17 protein-coding genes are annotated in these 22,337 nt (G+C 38.7%); all 17 read right to left on the bottom strand.

Going from position 1 to position 22,337, the window contains the following annotated elements:
* Nucleotides 1-9: 9 nt before the first annotated feature.
* Nucleotides 10-870, bottom strand: a complete 861-nt coding sequence (locus tag H5160_RS12825) for an immunity 49 family protein (protein ID WP_138586959.1) — start codon at nucleotides 868-870, stop codon at nucleotides 10-12.
* Between the two features lie 15 nt (nucleotides 871-885).
* Nucleotides 886-5,667 carry an RHS repeat-associated core domain-containing protein gene (locus H5160_RS12820; protein WP_259417118.1) on the bottom strand — a complete coding sequence of 1,594 codons (4,782 nt, stop codon included), beginning with the start codon at nucleotides 5,665-5,667 and terminating at the stop codon, nucleotides 886-888.
* A complete protein-coding gene (locus H5160_RS12815; protein ID WP_182737682.1) occupies nucleotides 5,667-6,518 on the bottom strand; it encodes a hypothetical protein in 852 nt (283 codons plus the stop codon). Before H5160_RS12815 ends, H5160_RS12820 begins: the two co-directional genes overlap by 1 nt.
* Entirely contained in the window at nucleotides 6,515-7,543 is a 1,029-nt protein-coding gene (locus H5160_RS12810; protein ID WP_024595243.1) for a hypothetical protein, read from the bottom strand. The genes H5160_RS12815 and H5160_RS12810 overlap by 4 nt, the downstream gene beginning before the upstream one ends.
* A 2-nt stretch (nucleotides 7,544-7,545) precedes the next feature.
* Nucleotides 7,546-7,836, bottom strand: a complete 291-nt coding sequence (locus H5160_RS12805; protein WP_024595244.1) for a PAAR domain-containing protein — start codon at nucleotides 7,834-7,836, stop codon at nucleotides 7,546-7,548.
* Between the two features lie 35 nt (nucleotides 7,837-7,871).
* Entirely contained in the window at nucleotides 7,872-8,228 is a 357-nt protein-coding gene (locus H5160_RS12800) for a hypothetical protein (RefSeq protein WP_182737680.1), read from the bottom strand.
* Nucleotides 8,229-8,235: 7 nt separating this feature from the next.
* Nucleotides 8,236-10,113, bottom strand: a complete 1,878-nt coding sequence (locus tag H5160_RS12795; protein WP_182737679.1) for a type VI secretion system Vgr family protein — start codon at nucleotides 10,111-10,113, stop codon at nucleotides 8,236-8,238.
* Nucleotides 10,114-10,187: 74 nt separating this feature from the next.
* A complete protein-coding gene (locus H5160_RS12790) occupies nucleotides 10,188-10,667 on the bottom strand; it encodes a type VI secretion system tube protein Hcp (RefSeq protein WP_024594574.1) in 480 nt (159 codons plus the stop codon).
* Nucleotides 10,668-10,917: 250 nt separating this feature from the next.
* Nucleotides 10,918-13,521, bottom strand: coding sequence for a type VI secretion system ATPase TssH (tssH, locus tag H5160_RS12785; protein WP_182711774.1), 2,604 nt, complete (start codon nucleotides 13,519-13,521; stop codon nucleotides 10,918-10,920).
* 22 nt (nucleotides 13,522-13,543) lie between these two features.
* Complete coding sequence (tssG, locus tag H5160_RS12780; protein ID WP_024594572.1) at nucleotides 13,544-14,533, bottom strand: type VI secretion system baseplate subunit TssG; 990 nt, start codon at nucleotides 14,531-14,533, stop codon at nucleotides 13,544-13,546.
* Nucleotides 14,530-16,356, bottom strand: coding sequence for a type VI secretion system baseplate subunit TssF (tssF, locus tag H5160_RS12775; protein ID WP_182737678.1), 1,827 nt, complete (start codon nucleotides 16,354-16,356; stop codon nucleotides 14,530-14,532). Before tssF ends, tssG begins: the two co-directional genes overlap by 4 nt.
* Nucleotides 16,353-16,838, bottom strand: coding sequence for a type VI secretion system baseplate subunit TssE (gene tssE, locus H5160_RS12770; RefSeq protein WP_024594570.1), 486 nt, complete (start codon nucleotides 16,836-16,838; stop codon nucleotides 16,353-16,355). The genes tssF and tssE overlap by 4 nt, the downstream gene beginning before the upstream one ends.
* Nucleotides 16,839-16,855: 17 nt before the next feature.
* Nucleotides 16,856-17,623, bottom strand: a complete 768-nt coding sequence (locus H5160_RS12765) for a type VI secretion system accessory protein TagJ (RefSeq protein ID WP_182737676.1) — start codon at nucleotides 17,621-17,623, stop codon at nucleotides 16,856-16,858.
* A 2-nt stretch (nucleotides 17,624-17,625) separates the two neighbouring features.
* Nucleotides 17,626-19,152 carry a type VI secretion system contractile sheath large subunit gene (gene tssC / locus H5160_RS12760; protein WP_182711777.1) on the bottom strand — a complete coding sequence of 509 codons (1,527 nt, stop codon included), beginning with the start codon at nucleotides 19,150-19,152 and terminating at the stop codon, nucleotides 17,626-17,628.
* Nucleotides 19,153-19,188: 36 nt separating this feature from the next.
* Entirely contained in the window at nucleotides 19,189-20,679 is a 1,491-nt protein-coding gene (tssC, locus tag H5160_RS12755) for a type VI secretion system contractile sheath large subunit (RefSeq protein WP_024594567.1), read from the bottom strand.
* Nucleotides 20,676-21,179 (bottom strand): type VI secretion system contractile sheath small subunit, encoded by a 504-nt coding sequence (gene tssB, locus H5160_RS12750; protein ID WP_024594566.1) that lies wholly within the window; start codon nucleotides 21,177-21,179, stop codon nucleotides 20,676-20,678. The genes tssC (H5160_RS12755) and tssB overlap by 4 nt, the downstream gene beginning before the upstream one ends.
* 16 nt (nucleotides 21,180-21,195) lie before the next feature.
* Nucleotides 21,196-22,311, bottom strand: coding sequence for a type VI secretion system protein TssA (tssA, locus tag H5160_RS12745; protein ID WP_154902980.1), 1,116 nt, complete (start codon nucleotides 22,309-22,311; stop codon nucleotides 21,196-21,198).
* Nucleotides 22,312-22,337 lie beyond the last annotated feature (26 nt).

Genomic DNA, 22,337 nt, shown 5'->3' with positions numbered 1-22,337 from the left:
TATTTCTAATTATTTAAAATAAGTTCCATTAATTAAAAAACGAGGAAGTGAATCACTTTCAACCGTTACCTCATTACCCATATCGTGCCACATGCATGCCATACCTAACAATTGTAGGGGCAAGAATGAATCTACAGGGGCATGATCTGGACCCGCCTCATTAATGTGGTAGCGTTCTTGCGCTTGCAGGTTTTTAGCCAGTGCTTCATTAAAATTACAACCAATATCAAAAGTTGCTGGCATTAATGCACCAAAAGTTTCTAAATATCCCATACCTATATATATTGACCAGTCATCTCCATCTGAAAGTAACTCTTCCATTGTATTATTTAACAACATAGGAAAATCAGGGAGACGATTATGGTAAGCTTGAAATACTTCAACCACACTGTATAAAACAGGATCAGCTTGTGTAGCACTTTGTTTCATAGTTTCTATAGGAAAATTTGCCAAGCTATCCATACTTTTAGTATCGCGAGTAATCACCGCTAAAAAATAGGCATCAATCCATTCTGATGGAGCTGCATAACCAGCTTCTAACATACCTTTACCATTCCACGTTACTTCAGGTAAATTATATATTTTAAAGGTTTGCTCTTGCTCTGGCTGCTCTGCAAGTTTGAGGAACGCTGCGTACATCTTAGACGCATAACGTAGCCCTGTTGCTGACTCTTTTTCTATCTCGGGAGTTTGAACTTCCCAAGTAAGCCAGCTGGATATATTAATATAAAGCTCAGAGAACCTTATTAAGTTACCTTTTTTCTTAATCAGATTTTCTGAAATCTTTTTTCTTCTTTTCTGTAGAGGTTCTAACCATTCATCTACAGACACTTGTTTTAAATTAGGCTTATATGCTCTTTCAATTTTCATTTATTAACCTACTAATTATAATAATTCGATATCAAACTCTGAAATTTCCACTTCACCAACTATAGAACCACCGTCAGTTTTAGTAATAGGAGTTTTAATATGTAAATATTTTATGTTGTCGCTCTCTATAGCTACTTCGATTGCATTAGCCGCTTTCTTATCTGTTGTATTTGGTGAAGCTTTAGCCATGTTTTTAGTAATGGCTTCTGCATACTTCGTTGTGCCTTGCTGATAATATTCTTTACCAATTTTCATTTTACCTAATGGGCTACTGCCCCCCTTGGCTTCAACAATAATGACATCACCATCAGCATTTTTATAAACCATATCAAAGTTACCCTTTACCGATGTAGAACTATCTAAGCTCGTTGGGTGAATACGAGTATAACCAGGGTATTGTATTTTAATCGCTGCATCAGCAGCCTTTTCACCAATTTTGGCTGATTCATTGTTAATTTTTGGTATTTGGTCGTTATAACGTTGTGTTTCTTCTGGTGAAGCTTTTGCCTTGTGTTTATCTCGTTCGACCATTTCCTCATCACGAGTATCTACATTCTCTTTCAACGTTACAGGAAGAGAATAAACAGTCCGTTTACTGCCTGCCTTTTTAGTTGCTTTGTTAAGTTTTAACTCATTCTCAGTCAACGTTCCTGTTTCACGAGACCATTCTTCATTTACCACTTTGCCATCAATAACATGCCCACCAACAAACTGTTCTATGCTCATCGTAGTTTCAATCACTTTATCGCCTACTTCTCGTGTTAAAGTAATTTGCCCGTTATCAACATCCATAGATTCGATACTGTATTCATGCTCAAGTCTGTTTTCACCATTAGGTCTTGTTACTTTAATATTACCCGTTCTGGCATCTGCTGGAGAGCTGTCTTCAGCAATTTTTAATATTTTGGCTTTTATTGCTGGGTCAACGATGTCGCCTATCATCTTAGAAAGCTTTTTCACACCCTCTTTACATAACAACCCAAACGGATCCACCCAATTAACCGGATTAGGTGCATATTGGTAATGGTTTATGCCTCCCACTAATCCAATCGGGTCTTGGTTTATAAAGCGCTGTTGTTTAGGGCTGTAGTAGCGGTAGCGGTTGTAATGTAGCCCACTCTCTTCATCTAAATATTGCCCCTGAAAACGAATTGGCTGAGTGAAGGTTTTTTCTTTATTAAACTCAAACTCGACTTCTGGTTCTTCATAACCATACACATCGGCTTGGTTTTCCCATACTACTTGCGCGCTGCTGTTTGTTACAAAACGTGGGGTATTAAGTTGGTCTAGGTGGTAGTAGTACACCTCACCTTGTTTAATCAGCGCAACTGGGTGAAATTGATTCGGCAGGTTGATATACCAGGTATATTCACCGTGTTGGCATTCGCCGATTAACTGGTCGTTATCCCAAATGTAGTCAATTTTACCGTGCTCGGTGTGCTTGGCTATACGACGCCCCAGTGGGTCGTAGTCGTATTGGGTGAGCGTGCCGTTGTTGTTAAAACAGCTTAACTGATTAAACGCATTGTATTCACGGCGGGTTTTTATGCCTTTGCCGGTTTCGCGTATTTGGTTACCGAACTCATCGTAGTAAAAGTCGCTGTCGCCAAAGTGGGTTAGGCGGTCTGCGTCGGTGGCACTGTTTATTGTGGTGTTGTTAGTGCCTTCATTGTTTGCTACTGAGTCAGCGTTGCTACTATTTTTACTACTACTTTCACTACTATTTGCTGCTAATTCATTGTATTCGCTATGGGTGGCGCGCGTTAAATCAATAGAAGAGCTGGCTGTATACTCGTTGCTGGCTGCATCATGTTCTATACCCTGCTCGCCTGTATCTCTAAGGTCTGCATCGCTTGTGTTTGATTGAATAGTCTGACTTTGCGGGTTACCAAAGCTATCCCACTGGTAGTGTGTGGTTGTATCAGCACGTGAGCCTGCCAATGTTTGTTGTATTAACTGCCCCAAGCTGTTGTATTCAAAATTGATATTTTGGCAGCTTACGCCTTCGTTTTTACGAGCAATCAGCTGGTTAACGCTGTCGTAGTTGTACGTACAGGTATCAAATAATGTTTGCGATGGATGTGTAAGCTGCTGCTGCGTTAAGCGGTTAAATACATCAAACTGTTGAGTAAGGGTTATGCTGTTACCAAACTGCTGGGTTTTAATATTGCCTTGGCTGTCGTAGCTTAATGTTACAAGCGGCTTCGCAAGTTCAACCTCTTTGCTATTGTTTTGCAGTAAGTTAATGCCGCTTAGCTGGCCAAACTGGTTGTAGCTGTATTTAAGCGTGGTTGAGTCTGGCAGGGTAAGGGTTTGCCTTCTGCCGTATTCGTCGTAACTGTATTTTAAGGTATGCGCTTGTTGCTGGTTATTTACTTGCTCGGCGCACAGTAGCCTGCCGCCTTTATCAAACGTTTGTTTAAGTGTTGATTGCGCATTATGTGCACGCGCAATTTTACCTTGCTTTGTGTAGCTGTAGTAATTGGCGTTATTAATTATATGTGAGTCGCTTGCAAGGCTTGCATGCTGCGCAGTTACGCGGCCAAGGCTGTCGCGCTCTATTTTTACATGGCGTTTATTACTTTGCGTTACTGAGGCTAAGCGATTACAAGCATCGTACTTATATTGCTGTAGCGTGCCATCAAACCCGGTTATTTGTGTTGGGTTTTCGTTAGCGTCGTAACTTATGCGGTATACGTGGCCGTCGCTTCGCTCGATGGCTGTTAAGTTTCGCTCTTTGTCGTACGTTAAATGCAGTGCGCTGCCATCAGGCTGAATAACACAATGCGGTTGGCTTAGCCCTTCAAAGTGTTGCTCTGTGGTATCGCCTTTGCTGTTTTGCGAGCTAACTAATCGCCCTGCTTCGTCGTAGCTAAAATTTTGATGCTGTTTATTTTCAGGCTCTTTTTCATCAAAGGCAATTGTTTGCGTAAGCTGGCCGTGCTGATTGTATTTATATTGAGTGAGTAACCCTGCGTTATTAAGTGTGGCATTTACGCGGCCTAGGCTGTCGTAGCTGTAACGTATTAGCTCATCGTTGTGGTGTTTTGCTAAAAGCTCACCTTGTTCGTTCCAAATAAACTTAGTGATTTGGCCGTTTTTATTTATATGCTGGGTTAACTGGCCAAGCTTATCGTAGCTGTATAACGTGGTGCGGCCATCGCCAAAGGTTTCGCTTTGTAATAAGCCAGCCACACTGTATTTACGCGTAATGGTTTGGCCATCAGGTAAGGTAGTTAATACACGTTGTCCAAGTTGGTTGTAGGCAAAATGGGTTTGGTTACCATCTGGCTGTGTTATTGTTTCTAATTGGCCGAAAGGTGTGTAGGTATAGCGCGTTATGCTGCTATCGGGCTTTATTTCACTGAGCTTTTGCCCTTGCGCATTGTATGTATATTGCCAAACATTGCCGTTAGGGTCGGTATGTTTTACCAGCTTACCTTGTGCGTTATGTACAAAGTGCTCTTTATGACCGCGTGAGTCTATACAGGTTGTTTCACCAGCCTCTGAGTTATATTCAAACTGGTAAGTATAGGTGTTGTTATCGCCCCATTGTTTTATACATTTAGCACTGGGTGAGTAGCTATCCCACTCAAAATGATGGCTAAAGCCACTAGCTCGGGTACGCTTTGTTAATAAATTAGCGGCGTTGTAGGCGTAGCGCTCAGTTTCGTTTTGCTGATTAGTTGACTGAACAAGGTTTTTGTTCTCGTCGTACTCATAGCTTGCAAGCGATGGCGAAAGTAATTGCTGTTTGTTATTTTTATCGGTGCAGTACGCTGCTATTTTGCTTAATAAACCTTGCGCGTTGTAGCTAATAATACAGCCGCGCAGTTTGTTTACTTCTATACGGTGTAGGCGCTCTTTAGCATCGTAATAAAACGCGATGCTTTGGCCTTTTTCGTTAATTATTTTTTCAAGCAACCACGCGCTTTCGCCTGGTTTAAAGGTAAGGTGTTGGTCATCTGGCGTTACAAGTACTTGCTTACCATTTGTTTGGTAATGTAGCGCAAGGTTACTACTTAACTGATAGCTCGATTGACCAGGTTTTACCTTTTCAAATTTATGTTTAGCACCGTGCTCGTCTTGGTACTCTAACCAGTATGTCCCTTTTTGTTTAGGGCCCACTTTTGGCGGTGGCAAGTAATGCTCAGTAAGGCTCGCCATAAAGTCGTGGCGCCAACCATTACCCATTGTTGTACACACATCAGCATGAGATGAGCGATACAAACGTCGCCATATTAATTGGCGACTCCCTGCTAGGGTAAAGTCGATAAGCGGGAGGATTTCTTCGCCAGAGAGCATTGAAACCGGATCTGAGCGGCATTCTTGGTTTGTAATGGGCTCTTCGCTTGCGGTGTTATTACTTGCACCGCCAGTGTTTTTAGCGGGTGCTTGCGATGCGCTTTTCCCTGATGCTGTTGAGCTTGATTTTTTGCTCGACTTTTTGCCAGCTGCTCCACTATTGGTGTTATCACTAACTTGAATAGATGACTTTGCTTTTTGGTGATAACACGTTACAGCGCCAGCTATTAAAGCTTGGGTAAGTGCACTTGCGGTTTCGCGGGCAGAGGCGCTGCGTGGGCAGCTAACGCCTGCGCTATTTAATAAGTTAATTACGTCGAGGCGTTTGGCAGCATCGCCAGTTAGCGCACCACCAATTTCAGCTATTTGCTGTTTAGCACTTTGTGCCGTGTTTGCTACTGCAGGTGCATAGCCAGAGGGCGTTTGGCCTTTACCAGCAACGAGGCAAATGGGGTAACTTGTTCCTTGTAAAACAACTGTATTACTTTGCATTAGTTGTGTACTTCCTCACTTATCCATAAGTATGATGCTGCGGCCTGGTATTTTGATTGTTCTTGAGAAATCACTAACGCGTGTTTAAAGTGATTTACAATAGCCGGGCTTGAGGTCAATTGATATAAATTGACGAGTCCTTCAAGCGCACCAATTTTACCTAATTTGTAATTAGGTAATTCATAATGTGTATGCTCACTAATTAAATTACTGAGCAATTGTAAATTTGTTAACCACACATCGCTTTCGTGGTTTACGCCATTACCTGGCGCACATATAAAATCTATTTGTTTTTTACTATTAAGCGCAATGTTAGAAAAAATCCCACTTAATTGGTTATGCTTTATAAAATCTACAGATGGAGCCAGTTCGTGGCTTTGTTGCATCCAACCAGTTTTAACCGCTGTAACAGTTGCAAATGCACCACCAACACCTCGATAGGCATATTCACCATTTATATTTGCTTTGTATGTTGCGTCTACTGCAAGTACGTTAACCTTTTTCCACTGATTTTTTTGCACAAGTTCGATCATTGTATTAGCGCCTGTAGCACCATAAAACAAAATATGACTTACATGCTGTGGAAATAACTGTTTTAAACTATTTGCCAAAAGTTGCTTAAGCTCGCCTTGGTATTCAAGCGCAGGAAGCAACCAAACTAAAGGTGCTTGTAAGTCTTCAACTTTTGCAAATAATTCTTTTGCTTTTAATATGCAATCGTAAATGCATGCATTCCACGATTGCCATTCTTTAAACTCATTTGATGCAGACTCTTCGCCGTATAAAAGCTCATCTATGTCTTGAGAAAATGGCGCTAAAAAACACACCATATTAATATTAAAAGCACTCACAACACGGCCTCCGCAGCTAACTTTTTAGCAGTAGCGTGTTGGTAGTAGTTATATAAGTTAAATACAGCTTGGCTATAGCTATCCATAGCAGACATTTCTATAGCATTTAACTTAGTATTTAGCGCTTTACCTGCTATTAAGCGCGAAGATGAAAGCTCGCCCTCAAACTTTGGCCAGTTAGTGTGTAACTGACGCTTAAATTCACTACACGATAACTCATCACCTTGCCATGCTTGCAGTTGTGTTTCAAAGCTCACTAATAAATCAAGCTTATCGCCAAGCAAGCGCCTTATTAAAGCAATAATGGTATGTGGTTCTTCAACTTTATTTAAAAAAGTATTAGCTAATGGAATTAATTTTGCAAAGCTACTTTGCAGTAATACCTGCATAGTTTGGTCAACCGTTAAAGTGTTGCTTGCATGGTTGCCAACTACATTCACCTGTTCCCAACTGAGTGATAATAAAAAAAGCGACATTAACGGAGAATTAATAAGCCCAGCATTGCATAAATGTTTAAACGTATTTATTACTTCGGTATTTTTGGCTTGGCTACTTATTAATAAATTTTGCTCCAACGCTGGCTGTAAATGCTCAAGTGACTCTTTGTCAGTGGTTAATGCAAAGCACAAAGTTTTTAAGTCAATATAAGCGATTAAATTCAAGCTGTGTTGCTGTAACAGAACTTTATAAATAATTAATTTAGTTAGGCTATGTAAGGTAGGCTCGTTCATTAAAGCGTTAATAAACGCTAAGTTAATGTTTTGAGGCAAATTAGCCATTACCTCAACGCATGCTTGTGCAGTGGAATCAATATTGGGGTCACTTTGTAAAAAAGTGATTAATTGCACTAAATCTGGCTGGCTAAATTTTTGTGGGACGTTATTTTTCTTAGCCGTTAACCAACATGCTTCTAATAGCTTTGTTTTAAGCGTTTTAATAAAACCTACGCATGTAAAAGGGCAATATTGTGCTTCACTAATTGCTAGCAGTTGCGCTTTATGATTACTTAGGTATGTAGATAGCAAGGTTAGCCACCTATTAATACTGTAGGGTTGCCAACAACAATTTTACCGCCGTGGGAGCTGTCATCGCCCATTCTAGCTGCAGGCTTACCGTTAATTTTAACCGAGCCAGAACCCGATTTAATACTATCTGGTGGGCCAATACACACCATCATGTCGCCTTTGCGCGCAGCAGGCATTCCACCGATTAAGACATTAGTTGAACCAATAACTACAGGGCCGCCTACATGCGGCACTGTGCCGGTTGTTTTAGGACACACATGCATGTGACCAATTGTAGCTGCGGGCTTGCCCATAAAGACTCCTTGTCTGTTTATATTTTTTAATAAAACTAATCAAATAAAGGGATAATTAATAACTTGCTGTGCGCCACTAATAGAGATAAACACTCTATTAATTCACTTTGAGAATAATCTGAAAGTGCAACAGGGCTTTGCATAGCATATTGGTATAATCCCGACACAACATCTTCATTATTTAATACTGGGTGTAAATTATTTAAAAACTGACTAGCGTAATAACCATTCATTGCTTTTAGGTGACTTAATGCTGGATTTAGCAATGGATCGTCTGGCCTATTAATTGGCAAACATATTAAATGCGCAAGCCCATAACGGCAATATACAACATATCCGTTATTATTAATGCCGTTTCTAAGTCCTGAATGAAAGCTATTTATTATTTCCATATTTGCACTAATTTAATTTAATCATTCCAGCTGATAAAGTAATAGCACTGCCGTCAACTTTAACATTACTACCTTTAATATTTATATTAGTGCCTTCAATAGTTATATTACCATTACTGCTCATTTTAATTTGTGCAGAGCCTGTTTTAATAACTATTTCATCACCCGCTTCTATATTTAATGTTTTACCTACTTTTAAAGTATCGTTTTTACCCATTTCGGCAATACGACTTTTAGCAACATTAAGGGTGTCGTTGTTAGCAATATCTGTTTTTCTGTCGTTGCCAATTTCAATGTTGTGGTCGTGATCTGTCTTATCGTTTTGATCGTTTTTAACATAGAGCTGCTTGTCTTTTTCTGCTTGAAGATAAACCAGCTCACTGCCTTTTTTATCTTCAAACCTAAGCTCGTTAAAATTATCTGCTCCGCCTTCTTTTGTAGAACGCGTTTTTATGCCGCTTTGCGTTTTTTCTGCCGGTAATGCATACGGAGGCATTAAGTCTGCGTTATACACGGCCCCACTTATTATAGGTTGATCTGGGTCGCCATTTATAAAATCCACAAGTACTTCTTGGCCAACGCGAGGGAAGAAAAAAGCCCCCCACTTTTTACCAGCCCAGTTTTGGGCAACGCGGATCCAACACGAACTTTTAGAATCTTTTTTGCCTTCTCTGTCCCAATCAAATTGCACTTTTACACGACCATATTGGTCAATCATAATTTCATCAGCGCTGTCGCCAGTTACGATTGCCGTTTGGACCCCGTTTATTACAGGCTTTTTCTTATTTATTTGTGCTCTGTAAGGGATTTCTTTTGGTACACATTCAAAGTGATTTGAATAAACTTCTTCTACCGATGACTGCTGCGAACCTGATTGGTTGGGTACTGTAATTGAAGTCATCATAGAGGTAATAACAAATGTTTTACCTTCAAGACGTGGGTCTTCGTGCTTTTTAAAACTAAATAACTTACCTACAGTAAATGAGCGGCAATCACTGCGCCCACTGGAAAGCTTCATGTCTCTTTGCAGTGACTCTAGCTGCACAGACGCTAGATTAGCAGCGCGCGGGTGGCACTCTTGCTCGCCCGTGTATTCAAAAATTTCAGAGACCGATTGAGTAGGAAGTTCAGCGTTTGCTTGCTCGCCATCTGGGTATCGTGATGGCTGTTTAAAGTCGTAACCAACACGTTTAAAACTACCAGGGGCAATGCTTAAGCCACCTTGCCAGCGCGATACGTGTGATTCGCTTAAATGGCCAGTTGAAAATACAACTTTGCCTTCATTACATACTTCGTAAGCCGTAATATCATCAGCTAATACAAGCGTATGGTTACTGTTTGAGTGTTCAAAAAAGTAAAATATACCTTCTTGTTGGAATAAGCGCTGAATAAAATCAAAATCAGACTCTTGATACTGAACACAATATTCATATTTAGGGTAGGTTTTACTGGTTTTATCGCTAAAGGAAACATTGTGTTGGCCAAATAAATCAGCAAATATTTCTTTAATTGTTTTCTTTTGAAAAATGCGGCTATTTTTACGATTGCGCATTGAAGCTGCGAATGGAACTATCGTCGCTTGATAATCTATATAATTTTTTTGCTCGTCAACATCAGCCGTACGGCTGCCATTTGAAACCAAATGACTAACAATGCCGTGGTAGTAACGCTCACCACCGCCATCTGCATTTTTTACTTTAATAGATACAGGTTTACCCACTAAGTCTTCGTGCGCGATTTGTTTTCCAATAGTGTACATATTGGCCGACATAACAAACAAATCAGACATTGCCTCTTGGGCAACAAAACGAGTTAAATAGAGGGCATCTTTACCAACAGGGGTGCTAATTTGAATTACGTTTTTATCTTGTGTTGCTTTTTGCATTCCTTGCTTTTCCCGTCCTTAAAGATCAAAAAAAGCTCTGAGCAATGCCCAGAGCCATTATAAGGTAACAAATATTACATTTGTTGACCTTTAACACCGCTGTAACCGTATACAAGAGGAGCAGTAATGTTATTTTTGTCGTCTGTTGGAGTAACAGTCATCATCATTTCTGTGTAGCTGATAGTGATTGTTTCGATTGGACGATCGTTTTGTACTGAAACTGAGTAGCTAGAAATCATTGCATCTGTAAGTTCGATTTTCATGATTTCTTCAACCTTATCACCTTGCTTAGTGATATGGAAAACAGCTGGTAAACCTTTACCGATTGTCGCTTCTTTGAAAAGATCCGGAGATGCTTTATCTTGAAGTTTAGTGATTGTTACGTCACCAAGGCGAGTAGAGCTTGACTCACGGTCCATCGCTGTACCAGTAGCTGAGCTAATTTCGCGACTTACATTCCAATCAAGAGATAAAACTGTAATTAAATCTTTGAAAGACTCAGCAGTAGTTTCGCCTTTGATTGAACCGTATTTTAAATATGTATTTGCTTGCATTTGATAATGCTCCTTTTTATTAAACAATGTTATCCATTAATACTGGATTCTTTACTTTGGTATATACCAAAATTCCTTTGAAACCATTATCTTTAATACAGCAATGAAAAGGCCTTCTGATTCCTTTCCTTAGATGAAGACAATGTCTCAAAAATTCCATGTAGTGATATCAGGCACCAAAATTATAATGCCCTCAAACTAAAGAAACAACCTTAATAACAAGTTATTTCAAATTAACTTTAATTAACCTTTAATTCAGCTCTAGTTCAAATTCATTATCTTTTACTAATAGCGATATACTATTAATTTCTTTGTCGTCAATCATGCTAGAAAGTAAAATCTCAGACAACAATGGCAGCACTCTATTTTGAAGTATAGTGTGAATATTACGTGCACCTGAGCCTGCATTTTGGCAATTAGCAATAATATATTCAATTACATCGTCATTATAAATTAACTCGGCATTGTAGTGTTTTTTAACACGTTTAATTATTTTATTTATTTGAATAGCGGCAATCTCAGTAAGAATATCGTCACTTAACGGAATGTAAGGTATTACATTAATACGACCTAAAAATGCCGGTTTAAATGAAGCAAGTAAATCATCTTGTAATGCCTTTAATAAACCTTTGATGCTTGGTTTACTTTCTTCGTCTTCAAATAAGCTCATTGTGGTATCTGTGCCCACATTTGAGGTCATAATAATAATTGTGTTTTTAAAGTCGATATCGCGGCCTTCACCGTCTTTAATTGTACCTTTATCAAATACTTGATAAAAAATATCTTGTACGCCTGGGTGTGCTTTTTCCATCTCATCCAAAAGTACAACACTGTATGGCTTTCTTCTTACTGCCTCGGTTAATATTCCTCCCTCACCGTAACCTACATACCCTGGAGGAGAGCCAAGTAATAAAGAAACTTTATGTTCTTCTTTAAACTCTGACATGTTAATTACCGTGACGTTTTCTTCACTACCATACACTTCTTGGGCTAGCGAAAGTGCAGTTTCTGTTTTACCCACACCGCTTGGCCCTGCTAACATAAATATACCGTTAGGACGGCTTTCATCTGCTAGCTGAGCACGAGATGTTTGAACAACTTTAGCTATTAAATCAAGAGAGTGGTCTTGCCCTACAACTCGTTGCTTCATTTGCTGTGCTAAATTTAAAATGCCATGTATTTCATCTTCATGCATTTTGCCAACAGGTATCCCTGTCCAATCTGAAATAACTTGCGCTATAAGCTCTTCATTAACCTGCCAATGAACCATATTATGTTCAAAAGAGGCTAGCTTCTCTTTACTAAGTCTTAGCTTATCGAGTATTTCTTGTGATGACTCTTCATCTTGAGAGTTAATAAGCTCTAAAGCTTGATTAAGCTCAGCTACAATTTCTTTTTCAGCACTAAATTGCTCATTTAACGGCGCTAATCGCTCTTCAATTGTAATTAGCTCTGCTTTTAATGTGTCTAGTTGCTGTGAATGATCTAAACCCGTTTTTTGCTCTCTGTTAAGCATTTTTACTTGTGTTTCTATTTCGCTTAAGCGATTTACAAGCTGCTCTATAGTATTTGGAGTCGATGCTTGGCTCATTGCAACACGTGCACAAGCTGTATCTAGTAATGCAACGGCTTTGTCTGGGAGCTGCCTTGCAGTAATATATCGGTGTGATAAGTGCACTGCGCCTTCAAGTGCTTGCTCAGATATAAACACTTTGTGGTGTTTTTCCATTACAGGCACTAAGCCTCGTAACATTGCCACCGCTTTTTCAGGGGTTGGCTCTTCAACTTTTACAACTTGGAATCGGCGTGTTAATGCGGCGTCTTTCTCAAAAAACTTTTTGTATTCAGCCCAAGTAGTTGCAGCTATTGTGCGTAATTCACCACGCGCTAAAGCAGGCTTTAATAGATTTGCCGCATCATTTTGACCCGCTGCACCACCGCTACCAATCATGGTATGTGCTTCATCAATAAACAAAATAACCGGATTTACCGCATTTTTTACCTCATTGATAAGCGATTTAAGGCGATTTTCAAATTCCCCTTTCATACCTGCACCAGCTTGTAATAGTGCTAAATCTAAGCTGTGAATTTTTACATTTTGTAATACGGCTGGTACGTCTTTTTGAGCAATTCTTAATGCTAGCCCTTCAACAACAGCTGTTTTACCTACGCCCGCTTCACCAGTTAAAATTGGGTTGTTTTGGCGGCGCCTGGTTAAAATATCAACCATTTGACGAATTTCGAAATCACGACCAAGAATAGGATCTATTTTTCCAGCGAGTGCTTGGGCAGTTAAATCAACAGTAAATTGATCTAAACTTGGAGTTTTAGAACCAACATTTGCTTGAGTTGACGCATTTTGTACTGAATGGTTGCGCTCTTGAGATTGCGCAACTATTTCAGGCCATGCATGAAGCAATTGACCAGGCTCTATTTTATTAAATAACTTACTACAACGTGTTACTAAGCTAGATAATGTATCGTCTTTAGTAAGGGTATAAATAACGTATGCACTACGAATTTGATTATCTGTAAACTCAATACTGGTACTTAACCAAGATTGCTTAAGAAGACTCGTAACATGCACTGACAAACTAGGAGATGACTCACTACCCGTTTTAAACGACTCTAATGATTGATTTAAATCCTGTTGAACTTTATCAATATCTATATCGAACGAGCCAAAAATTAGTCTAACATCATCTAATTGCTGCTCAATCATTGCAAGTAACCAATGCTCAAGTTCAACCGTGAAATGACTGCGACTATTACATATAGCAACAGCACCTTCTAGGCTTTTTCTGCAATCAGGACTCAGTTTTTCAACTAGTTTATTCAGTGTCATCGAAGACATACTTTTTTCCTTTTAATTTTAATTATCCCTTAAACGATAACTTAGTAGGGTTAGATTTTAATTTGTTATCTTGTACAGATAAGAAGCTATTAGCGCCTAACTGACACTCATTTTTTGAAAGTTTAGCGGCACCTAAATTTTGAAAATTTGACTCAATGACTAAGCGAAAGTTAATAGCATTTCCTACATAGTCTTTTGTTATTTGATTCGCTATTTCGAAAAGCGGACCTTTGGGCAAAAGTTGTTTTGCTTTATCTGGATCATCTGATTTTATGTGGATTTCGATATTAGAAGATACGTCCCATACTTTATTTCCAATCATGGTATCAACACCTAAACGGGCGTGCTGGCCTTCATATAATGCCTGGCTGGCTAAACGGGTTTGTTCTTGCTCTTTTAACTCGTGCCATTGGCCAACCATTTGTTTGATTGATACATCACAACCTAGGTATGACGAAAGTACATTTTTTAAATCAAATGCATTTCTAATTTTACGGCTATATAAACCTGAAAAATGCAGTTGGTGCTCGTTATAGCCACCACTTAATAAACCGAGTATTTGTGTGTATGGGTCTTTGTTTTTTTCTTTATTAACGTGATTAAGCGAAGGCTTATATTTTTTCCAAGCGCGGTAATACAGTGAGACTAAACGATGATTAAACATGTCGTAAAAGTCACGCATGGTTGTATCTTTATAGCGCAAACGCTGCATCACAAGTTCGCTATAAAACTGGGGTAAAGCGCCTGAACAACCCGTCAGTCCCATAAAAGAAACCTGCATAGTTACTTTATGCATACCGTCTTCAAAACCAGTTTCTTCTAATTTGGTAATTGCATTACCTGGATAACCAAACTTTTGGGTAGCTGTAAACTTAATCAACTCTTGCTTTGGATTACTGTCGTAACCGACATGTCGATAATCTAAGCCACGCTTTTTTAGCTGATTTTCAATTATGAAAACAGCTTTATAAAAGTCAATTTGAGAAGCTTGTGAGATTATTTGCTTTATCATAATAACGGACAGTCACCCACTCTTGCAGGCCATTGATAATAAATTTGTTCTTGCTCTTTAAGCCTTAAACTTAAACGCGTGTAGCTATTTATTGCTGCAAATTGAGCAAAAAAGTGATCAAGTATTGATGCAAAGAAGAACATGCCGCTGCCAGAAAAATCATCGTTAGCAAATGTAATTTCAATTTCGCTGCCTGTTGCAAAGCTTACTTTACCTTTTTGAATCACACGGGCAGTTGAGGGCTCTACTACAACTCTATAAATATTATCTATCATGCCTTTAGTTTGTGGTGATGCTCTAAAATCGTATAAACGCAAAACTTCTTTAAGCTTATTACATGCGTCTTCACCACTAAAAGTATCAAGCGTTAAATGATTAACTAACTGCCACCGTGTTGCATCAGCTAATATAGGTCTCACTGCATGAGTAAATGGCGTTAAACATCTAATTTTTTTAATTACATCGCCGCGCTCAGGCATTAATAAACCAAGTTCGTCATCACCAAATGGCATGCTTGCTGGTAGGTTGCGATTACTACAATTTGCGCGCACAGTAAGTACAGAGTTTCCGTCACCATATTCCATCGCACTATTTTCAAAAGTAGCATCAACTAACGATAAAAATGTTTCGGTTCCTGACTCTACATAACCGCCAGCCCAAGAAGCAGTTTCTCGACGAATATGCCAAAACAAATCATCATGTCCATGATACTTAGGGTGTGTTTGACCATAAAAAGGCGAAACAATTTGTTTATTGCCTTTATGATCAAATGCAATAACTTCCGATATACCAATTACTTCTGATATTTCCGAGTCCATATAACGCGGTGTTAACTGATATTCATATTCACTGATCTCAGGTCGTATTGGCTCAAGCTCTTGTTCAAATAAGTTTATTATTGGTGTACAGCCTAATAAGAACATATCTTTATCTACTTGCTTTTCAAGCTCAGCAGATTCAGTATCTAGGTAAATATAAATACTACATTTATTAGATTGCTTAGGCAGTGATGAAAGAATGCCTTCAAGCTCAAAAAACCTAAACTTCTCAGGAAAAGTAAAATTTTCGACAAGCAAACGATATCCGGCAGATGAGCGCTGCGAATAAGGAACAACAGCCTCGTTAGAATCAAAGCCCACTGCTTTTAATTGGTTTTTTGACAGATATCTAATACCTTCATCGCCATTGTCTATAGCAATACCAATACTATGTTTGAACAGTAGTTCGTAAACTTTAAGTGTATGATGCCATTGGCCATTGATAAAAATCCGTAATTTTTCAAGGCCAGTTTCTGCAAGCGAAACCCCTTTATACTCACCTGTTAATTCTATTTTGAAAATAGATTTTGCTTTTTCTTGCCAGCGAGGCTTAGGCGCTACAAATGGGCTATTATCAAATTGCACATTTGTTATTTCAACAGGCCAAAGGTAGGTTTCATAACACGTTTGAAATTTACATTGCTTCATTGAGTCAACGTTAGTTTCTACTTCACTTGCCTTTGGTATAACCACCCCTGCCGTAGATAAGTTCTCAGCTTCGAGCTTAACAACTGACATTGATGGGATTGGCGCTTGGTAATCTGGTAGCATTTGCCCTAGCAAAGCATCCGTTAACTCCGGGAAACTATCGTCGAGCTTTTGCCTTATATTGGCAGTTAAAAATGCAAAAGATTCTATTAATCTTGAGACATGAGGGTCTTCAATATGATCTTCACTTAACTTTAAACGCCCTGCAACTTTTGGATATTTTTCAGCAAAGTCTTTACCTAAATGACGCACAAATGCTAATTCACGATTGTAATACTTCAATAACTCATCGTTCATAATGATGCCTCAATAATTTTCATACCCAAGTTCACGGGCTCTACTTCTGAATCAAAACTAATAAACTCTGGCTCAGGGTCGGCGTATAAAAGTGCATTTATTCTTAAATTTAACACTCTGTTTAAAGGCACTTCTTCATCTGTAAACACTTCTACTTCAAGAAACCGTGGCTCAAACTTTAAAATTGTATTTCTGACGGTTTCACACAGTAATGCGCGCCCTTCGTGAGAGCTTACAGACATACTCGAAAAGTCAGGTAAACCATAAGACAAACATGAAGTAGCCAGCTCGGTGTATTGAGTTGGCCATGTATGCCATTGAATTCGAGCATTTAGCAAAGCTTCAATATCTCTGCGCACGTTTTTTCTAAGCTCACTAATAGTGATGCCTTCGGTACGTGATGGCGCATCCTGGAAGTCGGGCTCATCATCAATAAGCCTATCTATGATGGATGCTTGAAGCTGTTGTTTATGCTCTATCATGGTTGCTTAAGCTTAAATTATGCTGTTTCAAGTGAGCTTATTTTTAAATTTGGGATGGTGATAGCCTCATCATCAACAAACAGCATTTTCATGCCCTTACCGATAATAAATTCATCTTTTAACTCAATCCAGTCAGACACTTGACCTAGCTTTTCAAGCTCCGATTCAGAGTTAATATAAACAAGTGGTAAATGAGCTGTACCTGATGGACCATCTTTAATTGTAATTTCAACACGTAACCAAATACTTTCTAATAAAGATTCTACTGGCTCCATTTTTAACGATTCAATTTCGTTAAAGTTTGCTAGATAAAACTCACCATTAGTACCTAAAACCTCTAGGTACGGGTTTAAGCAATCATCAAGATCTCTTGTTGATGCCACGTCTGTGCTAACTCTTAAAGACTCCATCTCTTGAGCTAACTGAGCTGCTTCGTCGGTTGAGCCTTCTAACAGAGCAACATGCATTTTCAAAAATAGTGTGTCTAACTCATTCGCATCATGAAATAACTTAGGAATGCCTTTACCTTGATAAAAATCTACACGAGATTGCTGAGCACGAATTAAGTGCCTTAAATTTACTGCACCTACTGCAAATTCTGGATTTTTTTGTACCATGAAATCTAGCTGTTTATCGGCTTTTTCAAGTTCACCATTTATGCAAAGTAATTCGGCGTAAATACTTCTGATATCAAAGTTTAATGGCTCATCTTGAAGCTCTGTAGCACAACAAGATAATGCATCAGTAAGTTTCCCCTCGCGAATTAAGCTATGTATTTTTTTCATGACTATTCCTTTATTTTATGATGAGGACTGAGCTCTGTAATTAATTTAATACTGGAGATCATCTGATCTAATTGAAAATGTGGCTGTAATTGTAAAACAGAAAAGTAATGCCCTGGATTGGCTTTATTTTCACTGACTTTTATTCTGGCATTACTTAACGGGTACTTACTTCTTATATGCTCGGAGGAGGAATCTGAAGCCGTTGTATAATTATTTATCCACGCTTGTAGGTCTCGCTCACAAGCTTGTGCCGTGTTATAAGAGCCGACACGGTCTCGAGCTAATAGCTTTAAATAGTGAGCAAAACGAGATACACACAAAATATATTGCAGCATTGAAGATAAGCGCGCATTAATATTAGCGGCGCTTGATTCATAATTTTTGGTTTTTTGAACCGATGCATTACTATAAAAAACAATGTGTTCTGTATTAGTCACTGATGATGCTGGAATAAAGCCAAGTTCAGAAAATTGCTTTTCAAATTTGCTTGTTACTAATAAGTTTAGTGGTGGCTTTGCTTCTTTTTGATAAGTGTCGTTTGCAAAACTGTCTCTCGCAAGCCCTGTAACCAGACCCTTTGAAATTTTACCCGGCTCAATACCGCGAATGTGCCCAAACCAGCCACTATCGCAATATGCTCTTATTAAGGTAGATACAAATTGATATGCTGCATTGCCCCAAAGCATATCGCTTTCAGGGTCTTTAATTTGTTCTTTAAAGTAAAAATCTTGATGACGTTTTCCATCATTGCTATATGGCGGTCTAACTAATACATGAGGAAGCGTAAGCCCAATAAAACGAGATTCTTCCATCGCTCGAAAGCTCTGCCATTTAGCGTATTCGGGTTGTTCAAACTGGTCAAATAAGTCTGCGTAATAGCCTAAATCAGAAAAGTTATCTGCACCAAATAAGTTAGGAGAAGCTGAGCAAATAAATGGAGAGAAAGCAGCGGCAGCGGTTCTAGATATTTCTTTTATTGTGTCTATGTCATTATAAATTGTGCCTGCTGAGCACATGTTACTAATTTCATAATCACCCACTACTACACCAAATGGCTCGCCACCTGCGCTATCAAACTCACTTTGATAAAGTAGTTGAAAAAATAGGCTTTGGTCAAAATCAATAGCTTTGTTTACATCTTTAGAGAGTGTTGCCCAATCGCAGTTCAATACTTTTATTTTTACTTTATTTTCTTTGTCGTATTGTTCGCTTTGAAGTATCAGCCACCAAAGATTACGCCAACTGGCTTCTAACTTTTGAAATCTATCATTATGAATTATGAGGTTTAATTGTTCTGAAATGAGTTGATCGAGTTCAACAATTACGCGCTGTAAATAAGGACCAAGTGATTCTTTAGTCCAAGATATAGGTGAATCTGAAGAGCCTTCAAGCCATAACAACAAGGCTTTATCTAGGTTTTTTTCGTTTAAAAACCTATCGAGTAAAGCCTCATTATCACTTATTCTAGACTGCGCTTTTTGTACAAAAGCGAAGTCTTGATTTATAAATGAAAACTCTTCGTGATTCATTCTACTGCATTATCCTTAACGCTAAAGATCAGTTAATTAACCGATCTCTGGAATTTTAGCTACAAGGCGTAAAGAAGAAGTAAGCTCTTCCATTTGTAGCCAAGGTCGTAACCATGCAACTGCATTATATGCACCTGGTTGACCTGGAATTTCCTTAACTGATACTTTTGCATCTGCTAGAGGATAACGTGCTCTGATATCTTGACCACCACCCTCAGTAGCATTTACATACGAAAGGATCCAGCGGTTTAACCAAGACTCAACGTCTTCAGCTTCCATAAAGCTACCAATTTTATCACGCGCCATTACTTTTAGGTAATGAGCAAAGCGAGACGTTGCCATAAGGTAAGGTAGACGTGCAGATATTGCCGCATTAGCTGTGGCATCTGGAGTTGAATAAATTTGTGGTTTTTGACAGCTTTGTCCACCAAAAAATACTGCATAATCTGTATTTTTGTAATGACAAAGAGGCAAGAAACCTAACTTGCTTAATTCAGCTTCACGACGATCTGTAATGCCAATTTCAGTTGGGCATTTAAGATCTGGATCGCCATCATCACTTGTGAAGATATGCGTAGGAAGACCTTCTACTTTACCGCCGCCTTCAGCACCACGTATTGCAGTACAGAAACCGTATTGAGCAAATGCTTTGGTCATATTTGTAGCCATAGCGTAGGCTGCATTACTCCAACAGTAATCACTGTTATCAGTACTTACTGAACGGCCATCTTTTGGTTCAACTTCAAACTCTTCATAGTTAAATTCTTCAACTGGTTTAGAAGCCGCACCATAAGGTAGGCGAGATAAGAAACGAGGCATAGTTAATGAAACAAAACGCGAATCATCGCTGTCTCTGAATGAACGCCACTTAGTGTACTCTAGAGATTCAAATACTTTTTCTAAATCACGTGGTTTGGTTAGCTCTTCCCAGTTATCAAAACCAAATAATGATGGCGATGAAGCTGAAATAAATGGACAGAAACCAGCGGCTGCAACATTAGACATTAGACTTAATGTTTCAACATCTTCAGGGTGGTTAGTAAACTCAAAGTCACCAACGATAGTACCGTATGGTTCGCCACCTGGAGTACCAAACTCAGACTCATAGATTTTTTTGAATGTTTGGCTTTGGTCAAACTCAACAGCTTTGCTCAAATCTTTATGAAGTTCTTTTTTCTTCATATTTAGCATACGAATTTTAAGTGTAGAGCTTGTCTCAGAATTCATTACTAAATGGTGCAATCCACGCCAAGAGCCTTCTAACTTTTGAAACTCTTCGCTGTGCATTACTACACTTAGCTGTTTTGAGATCTTTTGATCGATTAATTGAATTGCTTCATTAAACGTCACTGTCATGTTTTTGTTCCACTGAACAGTCCCTTTTAAGGCTTCTTCTGTCAGTGTTTTAAGTAACTCTTCTGCACGGCTTGCATCGGTTTGCTTAGTTGCGCCAATAGCTTGCTCTAATAGTGAAGACGTTGCTTCTGAGGTAGACTCTAATTCAGTACTTAGTTGCTCTGTACTCATTTTTCAGTCTCCTCTATTTTAAGCTCTTTTGCGATTGTATCTAAGCTTGCTGTGTTGCTTAGTACTTCTTCAAGCACGTTTTCTAATTCTTCAGAGCGGTCAATCTTAGTCATTAAATCGCGTAACTTGTTACGTGTTTCCATTAATTTACGTAATGGCTCAACCTGATTTACAACAGCTGCTGGTTCAAAGTCATCAATCGATTTAAAGTTAAGTTTTACTTCAAATTCAGAACCATCATCATTAAGCGTATTATCAACTAATAATTTTAGTGAAGGGCTCATGCGCTTTAAAACGTCATTAAAGTTTTCACGATCTATTTGCACAAATCGTCTATCTTTAAGTGGTTTTAATGCTTCTGTGTTATCACCAGAGAAGTCGCCCATAACACCAACAACAAATGGTAATTCTTTTTTTACTGCAGTGCCTTCAGTTTCCACATCATAAGTGATGTGTACGCGAGGCTTACGAACTCGTTTTAATTTATCATGGATACTCATAGAGAACTCCTTTTACTTATGTTTCAGTTTCGCTGATTTTAATGCCAGACAACTTAAAGTACCCAGTCCTAGCATCACTATCTGTAATTAATTCATTTAATAATTCAGGCAGCGACAATTCGCTCCATCGAATTACTTGTTCTATGGTGTACGACATAGGTGAGTGCGGCTCTGTTTTTCTAAAAAAAGTAGCGATTTCTTTGAGTTTATTAATCGCACTTTCTCTTGAGTTAATTTCGTGATTAACTTTTACAACTTGCTCTGTAACACTTTGACCGTCGTCGTCTTCACTTTGAACCACTTCTTGCACTTCGTTTAATGCAGCTTTTGCCTTATCAGCAGCTTCAAGCTTATCTGCAGCAACATGCTCAACAGCAGCAAGACTAACTGCTAATGCTTGTTTTATATTTGATGTTGGCTGTGGCTGTCCAGTTACTCTATCCAATACTTCGCTTAATAAAGCAAATTGCTCAATCGCGTTTTCAATGTCTTGTTTTAAAGTAACAAAGAATTCAGTACTTGTTTCTGCAGCACTTCTTTCAATGAGCTCATAGTCAACAGCACCTAAATTAAGCTTTTTCTCTCTTTTCTCATCTGTTAAACGAGAAATATCATAGCCTTGCTGATATTCCCAAAAAGAATATGACTCCATACTGGCGCTATCGGTCAGATAGATACTTTTTATCGGGATTATTAATGTACCTTCGCCTGCTGAACCATTAAGGCCAACCAATGCAGATACTTTGTCTGACACTTCATCATCGTCATCGAGTGACGGGTATAATTCATCAAAATAATTGTCGAGCAAGTTATGAGCAACTTTAAAACCAAAAGCTAAGCCTTTGAAGCCATGAATTCGACAAAGTGCTTCAATAAACCAAGCTAAATATTCGATATCTTTGCTTTGTGTTTTTATTGCTTTGCTACATTGCTCTAATAAAGGAAGCCAATCTCTTGCTAGTGAGGAAATACCTTCTTCATCCACTAATGCATTTCTTTCTGCTGCGCGAAGCTGGTTTCTTAAATCTTTTAAGGCGTAATAAGTCGACGTAGGCGAGACATCTGAGCGAGGATCAATACCTGCAACCTCGGTGTCTGAAATAGGGGAAATATACTCTTCAAATAAAAACATTCCGTCGTCCTAATAATTATCCATAA

This window comes from Pseudoalteromonas sp. SG43-4 (assembly GCF_014164325.1).
GTDB lineage: Bacteria > Pseudomonadota > Gammaproteobacteria > Enterobacterales > Alteromonadaceae > Pseudoalteromonas > Pseudoalteromonas distincta.
This window is presented reverse-complemented; position numbering and strand designations above follow the sequence as displayed.

Bases quoted from the DNA above. Each gene is read 5' to 3' on its own strand.
- H5160_RS12825 (WP_138586959.1), bottom strand. From the start codon at position 870: ATGAAAATTGAAAGAGCATATAAGCCTAATTTAAAACAAGTGTCTGTA.
- H5160_RS12820 (WP_259417118.1), bottom strand. From the start codon at position 5,667: ATGCAAAGTAATACAGTTGTTTTACAAGGAACAAGTTACCCCATTTGC.
- H5160_RS12805 (WP_024595244.1), bottom strand. From the start codon at position 7,836: ATGGGCAAGCCCGCAGCTACAATTGGTCACATGCATGTGTGTCCTAAA.
- H5160_RS12800 (WP_182737680.1), bottom strand. From the start codon at position 8,228: ATGGAAATAATAAATAGCTTTCATTCAGGACTTAGAAACGGCATTAAT.
- H5160_RS12795 (WP_182737679.1), bottom strand. From the start codon at position 10,113: ATGCAAAAAGCAACACAAGATAAAAACGTAATTCAAATTAGCACCCCT.
- H5160_RS12790 (WP_024594574.1), bottom strand. From the start codon at position 10,667: ATGCAAGCAAATACATATTTAAAATACGGTTCAATCAAAGGCGAAACT.
- tssH (WP_182711774.1), bottom strand. From the start codon at position 13,521: ATGTCTTCGATGACACTGAATAAACTAGTTGAAAAACTGAGTCCTGAT.
- tssG (WP_024594572.1), bottom strand. From the start codon at position 14,533: ATGATAAAGCAAATAATCTCACAAGCTTCTCAAATTGACTTTTATAAA.
- tssF (WP_182737678.1), bottom strand. From the start codon at position 16,356: ATGAACGATGAGTTATTGAAGTATTACAATCGTGAATTAGCATTTGTG.
- tssE (WP_024594570.1), bottom strand. From the start codon at position 16,838: ATGATAGAGCATAAACAACAGCTTCAAGCATCCATCATAGATAGGCTT.
- H5160_RS12765 (WP_182737676.1), bottom strand. From the start codon at position 17,623: ATGAAAAAAATACATAGCTTAATTCGCGAGGGGAAACTTACTGATGCA.
- tssC (WP_182711777.1), bottom strand. From the start codon at position 19,152: ATGAATCACGAAGAGTTTTCATTTATAAATCAAGACTTCGCTTTTGTA.
- tssC (WP_024594567.1), bottom strand. From the start codon at position 20,679: ATGAGTACAGAGCAACTAAGTACTGAATTAGAGTCTACCTCAGAAGCA.
- tssB (WP_024594566.1), bottom strand. From the start codon at position 21,179: ATGAGTATCCATGATAAATTAAAACGAGTTCGTAAGCCTCGCGTACAC.
- tssA (WP_154902980.1), bottom strand. From the start codon at position 22,311: ATGTTTTTATTTGAAGAGTATATTTCCCCTATTTCAGACACCGAGGTT.